The sequence below is a fragment of the Variovorax sp. genome, from assembly GCF_965279555.1.
GTDB lineage: Bacteria > Pseudomonadota > Gammaproteobacteria > Burkholderiales > Burkholderiaceae_C > Variovorax.
Genome location: NZ_OZ257247.1, coordinates 2,800,936 through 2,815,168 on the forward strand (window position 1 = coordinate 2,800,936; position 14,233 = coordinate 2,815,168).

Here is a 14,233-nt window from a genome sequence, read left to right on the forward strand (position 1 = left end):
CGCTGAGGACGCGGCGGCGGCATGGAGATGGACTTTCCGGTCTTCTCGGTCGGCACCAATCCCAACGGCCCGACGAAACTGGCCTCAGGGCGCATCGGGCACCCCGTGTCGGTCGGCGGCGTGGCGGTCCGGCCCGGAGACCTCGTGGTCGGCGACGCCGACGGCCTGGTCGTCATCGAGCGGGAGAAGGTAGAGGCGCTGCTGCCGGCGGCAAAGCGCAAGGTCGAGGACGAAGCCGCGCGCATCGAAGCCATCAAGAGAGGAGACACCGCAGCCAAGTGGCTGGACTCCGCGCTGCGCAATGCAGGCGTGCTCAAGGAAAACGAGAAGCTGTAGGAATGGATCGGCCCGGCTGGTGAATCATCTTTCACCGGTCTGCACCCACCCGACAGCGTCGGCCTCAGTGGGTATGAAATACCAGCGGCCCCGGATTGGCCGCAGCATGCAGGCCACCACCATCCAGCCAGGTTCTTGTTGTCGTGGCGGCGCGTTCGATCAACGCGGCACAGTGCCCATAGTCATACGACGAAACCTCGAGCGGGCAGAGCGCGGGCACGACGCAGATGCGCACTTGCGACGAAAAATGCGCCATGTCGTGCACCAGCTGCCGCGCCACCACCAGGCTGAGTGCGTGGAGCGATTGACTGATCCACCCCCGAGGCGGAGTCTGGAGCGCGCAGGCAAAGCCGGCAGGTAGCACGACGATATCGGTCGCACCCAATTGCACCGCCGCTGCGACAGGCGTGTTGCTGCACACACCGCCATCCACCAGTTCACGACCGTCGACCACGACGGGCGGAAACACGCCGGGGATGGCACTGCTCGCCAGAACGGCTTCCACGACCGGACCGCGGGACAGCACGACTTCGGCGCCGGTCACCCGTTCGCTGGCAACCACGTGCAGGGGAAGAACGGAGTCTTCGATCGCTTGGTAGCCGAGCGAGCGTTGAAGAAGCTGCCGCAACGCGCTGTTGTTCACCAGGTGCTCCTGGCGTCCCGTCAGGATGCGGAACAACGACATGAATGCGAACGGCATCACATCGCGGCGCCGGATGCTGCACCAAAGCCCCTGCAGGGCCGCAACGCCCTCTGCATGCGGAGCCCCGGCAAAGAACGCCGCGTTGATCGCCCCGGCAGAGGCGCCGACGACGAAGTCCGGCCGCACCTGGGCGCGAACAAGCTCGCGCAGCATTCCGACTTCCACCGCACCCAGGCTGCCGCCGCCGGCAAAGACGAAAGCCGTACGGGTCGTCACGGGCTTTGTCGCATCAATGAGGAAGGCATGCGATCTCCAGGTTGCGGTGAAAGGACGGGTCTGCCTGCTTCAATCTGGACAACGCCTCACTGCGCGCAAGCCGATCAGGTATGCCCAATTCCGCAATCATGCCCGGCAGCGGATGCGGGCGGGCGGCGCGACTGGAGTTGTCACGAATAGTTGAACTTTGCGCGAGTCCTGGATCTGCGCCGCCTGAAAGACAAAACCCCACGTTCCGGAAAACGCGGGGTTGTCGGCTGTCCGAAGGGCCCTCAGAGCCCTTCTTTCATGCACATGCAAAGGCTTACAGGCCGGCCTGGCGCGTGAACGACACGCTGGGCTTCTTGTAGGCTTGCGGCACTTCGTCGCGGTAGAACGCGCGGCGGTCGAGGCTTTGCAGCGGGTCGTGCGCCTTGGCGACGGCTTCGGCCTGCACGGTCGCGCGGTTGGCGGTCGACGTGAAGGCTTGTGCGCCGGCGCTGGCGGCATCGCTGTACTCGTTGCCTGCACGTGCGGCGGCAACGGCTTGCGGTGCCACTTCGGCGCGGGAAACAGACGAGTTCACGACGTGCACGCCGTCGTAGGTTTCTGCATGGGCTCCGGCGGCAGCCAGGAGCGAGAGGGCAGCAGCGGCGAGGATCTTCGAGGCATTCATTTCAATCTCCTTCAGGGCAAACGGTTGGTTGGTGAGGAGAAGTTTGATCCTGAATGACCCCGAAAAACGCTTGCAAAATGAACCGCGGCGTTCACAGGATTGAAACAATCCGAGCCTTGAAAAGAACCCGGTCAATAGGGGTTGCCCCTGCGAAACCGCCTCAGTGGCTGATCATCCAGGGCCGGCGCGACGGCGCGGACTTGGCGCCGTTGGGCGCGGTCACCGTCGCACCCCGCTTGCCCGAACTGCAGCAGCCACAGCCCGCCGGGTGCTTGAAGCGCGCATAGTCCCGCGAGCTGCCCGGCTCGTGCCGCGCCCGCTCGTTGGTCTCCATGGCCCGGCGCGTGCCCGATGCCATCAGCGCGAGCCGTGGCGCCGCCGAGAGCACGCGCGGAGAAGCCGTGCCGCAATCCGGGCAGCAGGCAGGTTCATCGCGCAGGCCCGAGGGCCGCAGCGCCTCGAAGCCGCCGCATTGCCCGCAGGCGTAGTCGTAGGTGGGCATGGGCTGGCCTTCCTTCAACGCGGGTCGTGCGAAAGCGGCATGTCGATGCTGCCGTCGATGAACTTCACCGGACCCGATGCGTTCGGGTTGATGTCGAAATCGAAGATGCCCGTGGGCAGCCACAGCGTGGCGCAGGAGTTGGGCACGTCGACCACGCCGCTGATGTGGCCCTGCACCGGCGCCGTGCCCAGGATCGAATAGGCCTGCGCACCCGAGTAGCCGAACTTTTTCAAATACTCGATGGCGTTCAGGCAGGCCTGCCGGTAGGCCACGTTCACGTCCAGGTAGTGCTGCTTGCCGCTCTCGTCGACCGAGATGCCTTCGAAGATCAGGTAGTCGTTGTACTGCGGCGTGATGGGGCTGGGCTTGAAGATCGGGTTCTTGATGCCGTACTTGGCCATGCCGCCCTTGATGAGCGTGACCTTCATGTGCACCCAGCCGGCCATCTCGATGGCGCCGCAGAAGGTGATCTCGCCGTCACCCTGGCTGAAGTGCAGGTCGCCCACGCTCAGGCCCGCGCCGTCCACGTACACGGGGAAGAACACCTTGGAACCGCGCGACAGATCCTTGATGTCGCAGTTGCCGCCGTGCTCGCGCGGCGGCACGGTGCGTGCGCCTTCCGCCGCAGCCTTGGCGCGGGCTTCACCGGTCATCTTGCCCATGTGGGCGGTGCCGGCGAACGGCGGGTTGGCCAGGCCGGGCACGCGGTCCGGGTCGGTGGCGATGAGCGCCTTCTCGCGCTCGTTCCACATGTCGAGCATGGGCTTGTCGGGCAGGCAGCCGATCAGGCCGGGGTGGATCAGCCCCGCGAAGTTGACGCCCGGCACATGGCGCGAGCTGGTGAACATGCCCTTGAAGTCCCAGATCGATTTCTGCGCCTCGGGAAAGTGATCGGTCAGGAAGCCGCCGCCGTTCTTCTTCGAGAAGAAGCCGTTGAAGCCCCAGAGGCTGTCCTGCTTGGCGCCGATGTCGAGCAGGTCGACCACCAGCAGGTCGCCAGGCTCGGCGCCCTTCACGCCCACCGGGCCCGAGAGGTAGTGCACGGTGCTCAGGTCGATGTCGCGCACGTCGTCCGCGCTGTCGTTGTTCTTGATGAAGCCGCCGGTCCAGTCGAAGGTCTCGAGGATGAAGTCGTCGCCCGGGTTGACCCAGCAGGCCATCGGAATGTCCGGGTGCCAGCGGTTGTGGATGTTCTCGTTCTCGGTGGGCGACTTGGTCAGATCGACCTTGATCAGCGTGTCCGTCATTTGCAGTGGCTCCTGGTTGGGTTGTGGTTGAACGGAAATCAAACGGAGAGATAGGCTTTGATGTGATCCACGTCGGTCTTGTCGCGCGCGGTCTCGTGCACGAGGCGCCCGCCTTCGATGACGAAGAGCCGGTCGGCCACGTCCATCGCGAAGCTGAGCACCTGCTCGGACACGACGATGGTGATGCCGCGCAGCTTGCGGATCTCGTTGAGCGCCTTGGCGATGTCCTTGATGATCGAAGGCTGGATACCTTCGGTGGGCTCGTCGAGCAGCAGCACCTTGGGGTCGGTGACGAGGGCGCGCGCTATGGCGAGCTGCTGTTGCTGGCCGCCCGAGAGGTTGCCGCCCTTGCGGCTCTTCATGTCCCACAGCACGGGGAACAGTGCGTAGATTTCTTCGGGGATGCGGCGGGTCTTGGAGTTCTCCAGGCCGGTCTGGATGTTCTCTTCCACTGTCAGCGTGGGGAAGATCATCCGGCCTTGCGGTACGTAGGCGATGCCTTTTGCCACGCGGCGGAAGCTCTCGTCGCGCGAGACGTCTTGCCCCGCCACTTCGATGCGCCCGCTCTTCAATGGCAGCACGCCCATCAGGCTCTTGAACAGCGTGGTCTTGCCCATGCCGTTGCGGCCCATGATGGCTATCGTCTCGTTGGTTTTGCCTTCGAACGAGATGCCGTGCAGGGCCTCGCTCTGGCCGTAGGCTACGTGCAGGTCTTCTACCTTCAGCATGAGGTTGCTCATTCTTTTGAATTCCTTTGGGTTGCGTTCGGGGTGCTTGCACAGGCCATCGGGTACTCCCCTCCGCGAATGTCCCCGTCGGCGTGAGCGAGCCCTGAAAGACAGCGCTTCATCTAGTGCCCCAGATAAACATCGATGACCTTGGGATCGGCCTGCACCTTCTCCATCGGCCCCTCGGCAAGAATCTTTCCCTGATGCATCACGGTGACCTTGTGCGCGATCTGCTTCACGAAGGCCATGTCGTGCTCGATGACGATCACGGCGCGGTTCTGGCATATGCGCTTGAGCAGGTCGGCCGTGAGTTCGCGTTCGCGCGCGCTCATGCCGGCGATGGGCTCGTCGAGCATCAGCAACTCGGGCTCCTGCATCAGCAGCATGCCGATTTCCAGCCACTGCTTCTGGCCGTGGCTCAGCAGGCCGGCTTCGGTGTCGAGGCGGTCGGCCAGCCCAATCTCTTCCGCAATCGCCTGCACCTTGGCCTTGACCTCGTCGTCGCACTTGAAGGCCAATGCGCCGAACACCGAGCGGCCCTTAGGGAACGACACCTCCAGGTTCTGGAACACGCTCAGGTTCTCGTAGATCGACGGGGTCTGGAACTTGCGGCCTATGCCCAAACGCACCCGCTTGTGCTCGGCCATCTTCGTGAGTTCGGTGTTCTTGAACTTGATGCTGCCGGCGCTCGCGCGCGTCTTGCCGCAGATCAGGTCGAGCAGCGTGGTCTTGCCGGCGCCGTTGGGGCCGATGATGACGCGCAGTTCATTTCGGTCGATGTACAGCGTGAGATCGTCGATGGCCTTGAAGCCGTCGAAGGACACGGTGAGGTCTTCCACCGCCAGCGCGAAGTCTGTGTTGCTCATGAATGTGTGGCTCCGGTTCAGGCGCGCTGGCTGCCGACGCCTTCTGGCAGCGTGGGTTCGGGTGGTTGTGCTGCGGGCGGTACCGGCGCAGTTGATGCCGGCGGCTTGACGGCGGCCTCGCGCAGCGCCTGCCGGCGCGACTTCCACCACGGGCGGATCTTTTCTTCCCACACGCCGGCCAGCCCCATCGGGAAGGCCATGGTCACGCCGATGAAGAGGCCCGCCATCAGGAACAGCCACAGGTCGGGGAAGCTCTCGGAGAACAGCGTCTTGCCCGCGTTCACCAGCAGCGCGCCGTACACCGCGCCCACCAGGCTCATGCGTCCGCCGACGGCGCAGAAGATCACCATCTCGATCGACGGCACGATGCCCACGAAGCTCGGCGACATGAAGCCCACCTGCAGCGCGAACATAGCGCCGCCGATGCCCGAGAGCCCGGCCGCCAGGCAGAAGATGAAGACCTTGAAGTTCGACACGTCGTAGCCGGAAAAGCGCACGCGGTCTTCCTTGTCGCGCATGGCCAGCAGCAGCGTGCCCAGCTTGCTGGTCTGCACCCAGCGGCAAAGCAGGATGCTCAACACCAGCAGGCCGACGCAGACGTAATACAGGACGTATTTGGCGCCGTCGGTGCGCGTGTCCCAGCCCAGCATGGTCTTCAGGTCGGTCATGCCGTTCACGCCGCCGGTGTAGCCCTGCTGGCCGATGATGAGCACGGTGCAGATCAGCGCCACCGCCTGCGTGATGATCGCGAAGTACACGCCGCCCACGCGCCGCTTGAACATCGCGAAGCTCACCAGCCACGCCAGCGCCATCGGCGCGAGCACCACCAGCGCAAGGCTCAGCGGCAGGCTCTTGAAGGGCAGCCACAGCGCGGGCAGCTCGGTGATCTGGTTCCAGTCCATGAAGTCCGGAATGCCGGGCGTGGTCTGGATCTTGGTGGAGACGGGGTCGGAGGCTTCGAGCTTGAGGAACATCGCCATCGCATACCCGCCGATGCCGAAGAACACGCCCTGCCCCAGGCTCAGCACGCCGCCGTAGCCCCACACCATGACGAGGCCCACTGCCACGAAGGCGTAGGTGAGGTATTTGCCCACGAGGTTGAGGCGGAAGATGTCGAGCGACAGCGGCAGCACCACCGCGAGCAGCAGCACCAGCAGCAGCAGGCTGCCGAGCTGGTAGCGCTGGATCGAGGCCTTGATGAAATTCATCGGAACGTTCTCCTGCAAGGGAATCGGGTTCATCAGCGGCGGACCTTGACGGCGAAGAGTCCCTGGGGCCGCATCATCAGGATCAGCACGATCAGCGACAGCGTCAGCACCTTGGCCATCGAGCCGGTCATGAAGAATTCGGAGATCGACTGCGTCTGCGCAATGCCGAAGGCCGAGACCACGGTGCCGAAGAGGCTCGCAGCACCGCCGAAGGTGACGACCAGGAAGGCGTCGACGATGTAGAGCGAGCCCGAGGTCGGCCCGGTCGAGCCGATGGTGGTGAAGGCCGCGCCCGCCACGCCGGCAATGCCGCAGCCGATGGCGAAGGTCAGGCGGTCGGTCTTCTTCGTGTCGATGCCGGTGGCATTGGCCATCGTGCGGTTGGCCACGGTGGCGCGCACCCGCAGGCCCCAGCGGCTCTTGTGCAGCGCGACGAGCACGCCGCCCGTCACCAGCGCGGTGAGCGCCAGCACGAACAGGCCGTTGATGGGAATGTCGAGGCCTTCATGCGGCGTCCACGAGCCCATGAGCCATTCGGGCAGCGTGGGGCTCACTTCCTTGGGGCCGATGAAGGTGCGAAAGATCTGCTGCAGCCCCAGGCTCACGCCCCAGGTGGCCAGCAGCGTGTCCAGCGGCCGCTTGTAGAGGTGGCGGATCAGCACCCACTCCACGATCCAGCCGGTGATGAAGGCAAACACGAAGGCCAGCGCGATGGCGATCGGGAAGTAGTACGGCATGAACTCGGGTGCCAGGCTTTCCGTGACGCGCGCGGCCAGGTAGATCGAATAGGCGCCGATGGTCATGAACTCGCCATGCGCCATGTTGATCACGCCCATCTGGCCGAAGATGATCGCCAGGCCAAGCCCCATGAGCAGCAGCACCGCGAAGAGGCTCAGCCCCGCGAAGCCCTGCATGAGGCCGATGTTCATCATGTCCGACAGAGTCATGGCGAGGTATTCCGAAGTTGGGGTATTGCTCCTTCCCCCTCTGGGGGAAGGTTGGGATGGGGGCAGGCTGAGCGTGCCCAGTAGTAACGCCGCTTGCCCCCGCCCCTGCCCTCCCCCAGAGGGGGAGGGAGAAAGACATCAGGGTTTACTGATAGCCCTTCGGGAACGGGTCCGGCTTGATCAGCTCAGCCGACTCCGCCACCACCTTGAACGTCCCATCCGGCTGCCCCTGCCCGATGCGCGCCTTGCTCCACAGGTGGTGGTTCGCATCCAGCTTCACGTAGCCCTCGGGCGCCGTCTTCAGCTCGATGCCCGGCGAACTGGCCACGACCTTGTCCACGTCGAAGCTGCCTGCCTTCTCCACCGCGGCCTTCCACAGCCACGGGCCGAGGTAGCCCGCCTGCGTCACGTCGCCGATGACGGCGTCCTTGCCGTACTTGGCCTTGAAGGCCTCCACGAACTTCTTGTTGTTCGCGTTGTCCAGCGTCTGGAAGTACTTCATCGACGAGTAGAAGCCCGCGAAGTTCTCGCCGCCCACACCGGTCATCTCGTCCTCGGTCACGGCCAGCGTCAACAGGAACTGCTTGTCGCCGGTGATGCCGGCGGCCTTGAGCTGCTTGTAGAAGGCCACGTTCGAGCCGCCCACCACGGCAGCGAAGATGCAGTCGGGCTTGGCGACCTTGATCTTGTTGATCAGCGAATTGAAGTTGGTGTGGCCCAGCGGGTAGTACTCCTCGCCCTTGACCGAACCCTTCTGGAAGTTCTCGATGTGCTTGCGCGCGATCTTCATCGAGGTGCGCGGCCAGATGTAGTCGGAGCCCACCAGGAAGAAGGTCTTGGCCTTCTTCTCCTTCGCGCCCCAATCCAGGCCCCAGATGATCTGCTGCGTGGCTTCCTGGCCCGTGTAGATCACGTTCTTACTCTGCTCCAGGCCTTCGTAGAAGGTCGGGTAGTACAGCAGGCCGTTCTCTTTTTCGAACACCGGCAGCACGGCCTTGCGCGAGGCGCTGGTCCAGCAGCCGAACACGGCCGCGCAGTGGTCGTTGACCAGCAGCTTCTTCGACTTCTCGGCGAAGGTGGGCCAGTCGGAGGCGCCGTCTTCCTTGATGACCTTGATCTTGCGGCCCAGCACGCCGCCCATGGCGTTGATCTGGTCGATGGCCAGCTGCTCGGCCTGGATCGAGCCGGTTTCCGAGATGGCCATGGTGCCGGTGGACGAATGCAGCTGGCCCACCGTCACTTCGGTGTCGGTCACGGCGAGCTTGGTGGTGTTGACCTTGGCCGTGGGGAACTGCCCCTGGCCGAAGCTCAGGCCACTCAGGCCCATCACGGGCAGCGCTGCGGCACCCTGCAGCAGACGGCGGCGGCGCAATGCCAGGGCATCGAGGGAAGAATCGGAATCACGCGACATCAGGAAACTCCAGGCAGGTTGTTGGAAAGGAAGGCCGCGCACCATCACAGTGCATCGGACGGTGCCCCGAGCACCATGGCTGGAACTTTAGAAATCAGTGGCGTATGCGCGAATACGTCATTCAACGTAGCGGCGGGAACCGGCCCTGCCCGCAGACTCGCGAGCCGGAGATCGGCGGAAAAAGGGCACAGGGAGCGCTTCTTGCTGTACCCGCCCCATGCAACCGCCGCCGCGAGAACCCGCCATGCAATCCGTCTCCGGACAGAAGATCTTTCGCATCCGCCGCGACTACAACGCCTGGGTCGCGAACGAGACGCTGGAGGACTACGCCCTGCGCTACACGCCGCGAAGCTTTCGCAAGTGGTCGGAGTTCCGCGTGGCCAACGCGGCCTTCGGCGCTACCTCGTTCCTGGCGCTGGAGGCCATCGGCGGGGCCATCGCGCTGAGCTACGGCTTCTCGAACGCGCTGTGGGCCATCCTGGTGGTGGGGCTCATCACCTTCCTGACCGGCCTGCCGATCTCGTACTACGCGGCCCGGCACGGCGTGGACATGGACCTGCTCACGCGCGGCGCGGGCTTCGGCTACCTGGGCTCCACCCTCACCTCGCTGATCTACGCGAGCTTCACCTTCATCTTCTTCGCGCTGGAGGCGGCCATCCTCGCGCTGGCGCTGCAGATGTACCTGGACTGGCCGCTGTGGCTGCTGTACATGGTGTCTTCGATCGTCATCATTCCGCTGGTGGCACGCGGCATCACGCTCATATCGGGGCTGCAGCTGTGGACGCAGCCGATCTGGATCGTGCTGTTCGTCTGCCCCTTCGTCGCGGTGCTGGTGAAGAAGCCCGAGCTGTACGCCGACTTCACCGGGCTGGTGGGCCGCACCTCGGACAGCAGCGGCTTCGATCCGCTGATGTTCGGCGCCGCCGCCACGGTGGCCTTCTCGCTGGTCGTGCAGATCGGCGAACAGGTCGACTACCTGCGCTTCCTGCCCGAGAAGACCGCCGCCAACCGCGTGCGCTGGTGGACGGCTGTGCTGGTCGCCGGACCGGGGTGGATCGTGCCGGGCATGCTGAAGATGATGGGCGGCGCCTTCCTCGCCTTCCTGGCTCTGCAGCACGAGATACCGGGCATCCACGCAATCGAGCCCACGCAGATGTATCTCACCGGCTTCTCTTACGTGCTGCGCGACCCGGCCTGGGTACTGGGCGTGACGGTGCTGTTCGTGGTGATCTCGCAGATGAAGATCAACCTCACCAACGCCTATGCGGGCTCGCTGGCGTGGTCGAACTTCTTCGCCCGGCTCACGCACAGCCACCCGGGGCGCGTGGTGTGGCTGGTGTTCAACGTGGTCATCGCGATACTGCTGATGGCGCTGGGCGTGTTCGCCGCGCTGGAGCATGTGCTGGGCTTCTACAGCAACATCGCCATCGCCTGGGTCGGCGCGCTGGTGGCGGACCTGGTCATCAACAAGCCGCTGGGGTGGAGCCCGAAGGCCATCGAGTTCAAGCGCGCGCACCTCTACGACATCAACCCCGTGGGTCTCGTCGCGATGCTGGTGGCGGCGGCGCTGGCCATGCTGGCCTACTCGGGCGCGCTGGGGCATTGGGCCAAGGCCTTCTCGCCCTTCATCGCGCTGGCTACGGCCATGGCGCTGTCGCCGCTGCTGGCGTGGCGCACGCGCGGGCGCTATTACCTTGCGCGCAACGACATCGAGCGCTGGGCGCCCGGCCAGAGCGTGAAATGCTCGGTGTGCGACAACAGCTTCGAGTCGGAAGACATGGCGCACTGCCCGGCCTACAGCGCACCGATCTGCTCGCTGTGCTGCACGCTCGAATCGCGCTGCCACGACCGCTGCAAGACAGACTCGCGCGCGGCCGAGCAGATGAGCGGATGGCTGCAGGCGCTGCTGCCGCCGGCCCTGTCGGCGCGGCTGAACTTTCGCGTGGCCCACTACCTGCTGGTGGCCACATCGCTCATCGCGCTGCTGGCCACGGTGGTGGGCGTCGTCTATGCGCAAGAGGCCATCGCGGGCACCAGCGACTCGACCATGGCCACGGCCTTGCTGAAGGTGTTCGCGCTGCTGTCGGTGGTGGCCGCGGTGGCGGCATGGTGGGTGGTGCTGGGCAGCGAAAGCCGGCAGATGGCGCAGGAGGAATCGAACCGCCACAACAACCTGCTCGCACTCGAGATCGAGGCGCACCGCCGCACCGACGCCGCGCTGCAGACCGCCAAGGAAGCCGCCGAGGCAGCCAACCAGGCCAAGACACGCTACGTGGCCGGCATGACGCACGAACTGCGCACCCCGCTCAACAGCATCCTTGGCTACTCGCAGATCCTGCTCAAGGGCGACGCGGTGACGCCGCCGCGCGATGCGGTACAGACCATCCACCGCAGCGGCGAGCACATGCTGGGCCTGATCGACGGGCTGCTCGACCTCGCGCGCATCGAGGCCGGCCGGCTGCAGTTGGAGCCCGCCCCGCTGGCGCTGCCGGCCTTTCTCGACCAGCTGGTGCACATGGTGCGGCCGCAGGCCGAGAACAAGGGCCTGGCCTTCGTCTACACGCACGCCGGCCGCCTGCCGCCCTGGGTGCATGCCGACGCCAAGTGGCTGCGGCAGATCCTCATCAACCTGCTGACGAATGCGGTGCGCTTCACCGACAGCGGCACGGTGACGCTGCACGTGGATGCGCGGCGCGAGGTGCTGCGCTTCGACGTGGTCGACACCGGCATCGGCGTGGCGCCGCAGGACCACCAGCGCATCTTCCTGCCCTTCGAGCGCGGAGCGGCTGGCCGGCGCAGGGGCGAGCCCGGCACGGGGCTGGGCCTCACCATCACCGGGCTGCTGACTTCGCTGATGGGCGGAGAACTCAAGCTGGCCTCGACCTCGTCGCAAGGCAGCACCTTCAGCGTGCGCGTGTACCTGCGCGAGGTGGCCGACCCCGGCCCGCAGGCCAGGGCCGGCGCGCCGCGCCAGCCGGTATCGGGCTACCTCGGCGCGCGCCGCACGCTGCTGGTGGTCGACGACCAGCCGGTGCAGCGCCAGATGCTCGCCGGCATGCTCGTGCCGCTGGGCTTCGAGGTGCGCGAGGCCGCGAGCGGCACCGAGTGCCTGGACAGCCTGCGCGAGGAACTGCCCTCTGCCATCCTTCTGGACCTGACGATGGACGACATGGACGGCTGGCAGACCGCCACGTCGGTGCGCGCCTCGGGCTTCCGCGACATCCCGATCATCATCGTCTCGGCCAACATGTTCGAGAACCAGGCCGAGCGGCTGCGCGCGGCGGGCTGCCAAGCTTTCGTGGGCAAGCCGGTGATCGAGTCGGAGCTGATCGCGACGCTGGAACGCCACCTCGGGCTCGAATGGCTGTCGCCCGGCGATGCGCAGCCACCAGCAGCCGATGACGACCACGCTGCCCCGCGCCCGCGCCGGCTCGACCTGTCGGAAGACGACCGCGCCGAACTCATGCGGCTGGTGCAGATGGGCCATGTGCGCGGCCTGCACACCGCGCTCGACCGGCTGGCCGCCGCATCGCCCTCGGCCGCGGCCACCTGCACCTGGCTGCGCGGCATGGTCGCGCGCTTCGAACTCGACAACCTCCGCAACGCACTGGCAGAAGATGCAGACACCCTCGCCCCTTGAATCGCCTTCGGCCGAACGCCCCGTGGTGCTGGTGGTCGACGACGCGCCCAGCAGCCTGGGCATGCTGTGCGACACGCTCGAGGCCAGCGGCTACACCGTGCTGGTGGCGGCCGACGGCGAAGCCGCGCTGCAGCGGCTGGAGCTGGTGGTGCCCGACGCGATATTGCTCGACGGCCTGATGCCCGGCCTCTCGGGCTTCGAGACCTGCAGGCGCATCAAGGCCAACCCGGCATGGGCGCACATACCGGTGCTGTTCATGACGGGGCTGTCGGAAACCTCGCACGTGGTCGAGGGCTTCGAGTGCGGCGGCGTCGACTACGTGGTGAAGCCGATCCGTGCGCAGGAGGTATTGGCGCGGCTGCACACGCACGCGCGCAACGCCCGCATCACGCGCATGGCGCGCGACGCGGTCGACGTGGCCGGCATGGGCGTGGTGTTCGTCGACACGCGCGGGCGCATCGCATGGCGATCGCCGCAGGCCGCGCTGTGGCTGCATGCGCTGGAAGACCCGGTGGCGCCCGGACTGCTGCCCGCATCGCTCGAAGCGGCACTGGCGCCGGGCGCGGCCGTTGCGGTGGGCACCGCCACGGGCATGCGCCTGTCGGTGCGCAACCTGGGCGCCGCAGCACTCGGCGAGACCATGCTGCTGTTCGCGATGCAGCGCGAAGGTCCCGCCACGCGGCTCGCGGAAGCGGCGCTCACGCCGCGCGAGACCGAGGTGCTGTCATGGCTCGCCAAGGGCAAGACCAACCGCGACATCGGCGAAATACTGGGCACCAGCCCGCGCACGGTGAACAAGCACCTGGAGCACATCTTCGAGAAGCTGGGGGTGGAAACGCGGGCTGCGGCCGCGGCGCTGGCGAGCGGGCAACTGGTGTGACGGCTGCCACCCGGGGTGCGAACGGTAGGTAACCCCCGTGGGGTAACCGCCCCAACGGCACAGGGCTTTGTCCCTTGGAGGCGTCTGCCGCGCTCAGAATCAGACGCCACCGGAGCAAACAAATGCTGTCAAGCCTTCTGCAGTTCCCGCCGCGCGAAAGCGCCTACAGGCGCAAGTTCCTGAACAACCAGGACGAGAACCTCTTCATGGGTTCGTTCGCGAGCTTCGCCGCGGCCGAGGCCGGCGCGCCGCCCAGCAAGGCGGTGGGCTACGACAACGCGGAGGCCGCCAAGCTCTACAGCCCGCAGATCTACTTCTACGACTACCCGGCGCTTTTCTGGCTCGGGCGTTCGATCGACTCGGGCCTCACGCGGGTGTTCGACCTGGGCGGGCACATCGGCATCAAGTACTACGCGTTCCGGCGCGTGCTGAGCTACCCCGACAACCTGCACTGGACCGTATGCGACGTACCCGGCGTGGTCGAGAGCGGGCGCGCGCTGGCGGTGCAGCGCGAAGCCATCGCGCAGCTCGAATTCACCACCGACCCTCGCGACGCCAGCGGCTGCGACCTGCTGTATGCCTCGGGCAGCCTGCAATACCTGCCGCAGCGCATCGATGCCATTCTTGCGTCGCTGGCGGTGAAGCCCAAGCGCATCATCCTGAACACGACGGCGGTGCATCCTGAGCGAACGATCTACACGCTCAACAGCATCGGCGTGGCGGTGTGCCCCTATCGCATCGAGCACTACGACGAGCTGATGGCCGAGCTCATGCGCTCGGGCTACAAGAAGCGCGACGCCTGGCGCAACGAGGGCAAGCCGATCGAGGTGCCCTTCGTGGACGGAGGCGACAAGCCCTACTACGCCGGCTGCTGTTTCGACCTGGGCACCTGAA

Annotated in this window: 12 protein-coding genes and 1 pseudogene; 4 read left to right on the top strand and 9 right to left on the bottom strand. The window is 65.9% G+C overall.

Going from position 1 to position 14,233, the window contains the following annotated elements; all coding sequences use genetic code 11:
* Window positions 1-24: 24 nt before the first annotated feature.
* Window positions 25-336, top strand: a pseudogene (locus tag ACQY8B_RS13385) (RraA family protein); the annotation flags it as partial.
* A 64-nt stretch (window positions 337-400) separates the two neighbouring features.
* On the opposite strand, the gene ACQY8B_RS13390 reads toward ACQY8B_RS13385, so the two are convergent.
* From ACQY8B_RS13390 to urtA, 9 genes are all read right to left on the bottom strand, one after another.
* Window positions 401-1,255: a patatin-like phospholipase family protein gene (locus ACQY8B_RS13390; RefSeq protein ID WP_422087141.1), complete on the bottom strand. Its 855-nt coding sequence runs from the start codon at window positions 1,253-1,255 to the stop codon at window positions 401-403.
* Window positions 1,256-1,559: 304 nt separating this feature from the next.
* Entirely contained in the window at window positions 1,560-1,910 is a 351-nt protein-coding gene (locus tag ACQY8B_RS13395; RefSeq protein WP_081270124.1) for an alpha/beta hydrolase, read from the bottom strand.
* A 160-nt stretch (window positions 1,911-2,070) separates the two neighbouring features.
* Window positions 2,071-2,412 (bottom strand): zinc ribbon domain-containing protein, encoded by a 342-nt coding sequence (locus tag ACQY8B_RS13400; RefSeq protein WP_422087142.1) that lies wholly within the window; start codon window positions 2,410-2,412, stop codon window positions 2,071-2,073.
* A gap of 14 nt (window positions 2,413-2,426) precedes the next feature.
* On the bottom strand, window positions 2,427-3,659 hold the full coding sequence (gene fmdA / locus ACQY8B_RS13405; protein ID WP_422087143.1) for a formamidase: 1,233 nt from the start codon (window positions 3,657-3,659) through the stop codon (window positions 2,427-2,429).
* A gap of 38 nt (window positions 3,660-3,697) precedes the next feature.
* Window positions 3,698-4,387, bottom strand: coding sequence for an urea ABC transporter ATP-binding subunit UrtE (urtE, locus tag ACQY8B_RS13410; protein ID WP_422089048.1), 690 nt, complete (start codon window positions 4,385-4,387; stop codon window positions 3,698-3,700).
* Window positions 4,388-4,509: 122 nt separating this feature from the next.
* The gene (urtD, locus tag ACQY8B_RS13415; RefSeq protein WP_093073602.1) at window positions 4,510-5,253 is read right to left on the bottom strand and encodes an urea ABC transporter ATP-binding protein UrtD; all 744 of its coding nucleotides are present in this window, start codon (window positions 5,251-5,253) and stop codon (window positions 4,510-4,512) included.
* Between the two features lie 17 nt (window positions 5,254-5,270).
* Window positions 5,271-6,461, bottom strand: coding sequence for an urea ABC transporter permease subunit UrtC (urtC, locus tag ACQY8B_RS13420; RefSeq protein ID WP_422087144.1), 1,191 nt, complete (start codon window positions 6,459-6,461; stop codon window positions 5,271-5,273).
* Window positions 6,462-6,493: 32 nt separating this feature from the next.
* Window positions 6,494-7,408, bottom strand: coding sequence for an urea ABC transporter permease subunit UrtB (urtB, locus tag ACQY8B_RS13425; protein ID WP_422087145.1), 915 nt, complete (start codon window positions 7,406-7,408; stop codon window positions 6,494-6,496).
* A 145-nt stretch (window positions 7,409-7,553) separates the two neighbouring features.
* Window positions 7,554-8,819, bottom strand: a complete 1,266-nt coding sequence (urtA, locus tag ACQY8B_RS13430; RefSeq protein ID WP_422087146.1) for an urea ABC transporter substrate-binding protein — start codon at window positions 8,817-8,819, stop codon at window positions 7,554-7,556.
* 244 nt (window positions 8,820-9,063) lie between these two features.
* Here urtA and ACQY8B_RS13435 point away from each other — a divergent pair, with 244 nt between their 5' ends.
* The 3 genes from ACQY8B_RS13435 to ACQY8B_RS13445 all read left to right on the top strand — a co-directional run bounded on the left by ACQY8B_RS13435 (window position 9,064) and on the right by ACQY8B_RS13445 (window position 14,232).
* Entirely contained in the window at window positions 9,064-12,459 is a 3,396-nt protein-coding gene (locus ACQY8B_RS13435) for an ATP-binding protein (protein ID WP_422087147.1), read from the top strand.
* Window positions 12,437-13,339: a response regulator gene (locus ACQY8B_RS13440; protein ID WP_422087148.1), complete on the top strand. Its 903-nt coding sequence runs from the start codon at window positions 12,437-12,439 to the stop codon at window positions 13,337-13,339. Before ACQY8B_RS13435 ends, ACQY8B_RS13440 begins: the two co-directional genes overlap by 23 nt.
* A gap of 122 nt (window positions 13,340-13,461) precedes the next feature.
* The gene (locus tag ACQY8B_RS13445; RefSeq protein ID WP_422087149.1) at window positions 13,462-14,232 is read left to right on the top strand and encodes a TIGR04325 family methyltransferase; all 771 of its coding nucleotides are present in this window, start codon (window positions 13,462-13,464) and stop codon (window positions 14,230-14,232) included.
* The last annotated feature ends 1 nt before the right edge of the window (window position 14,233 follow it).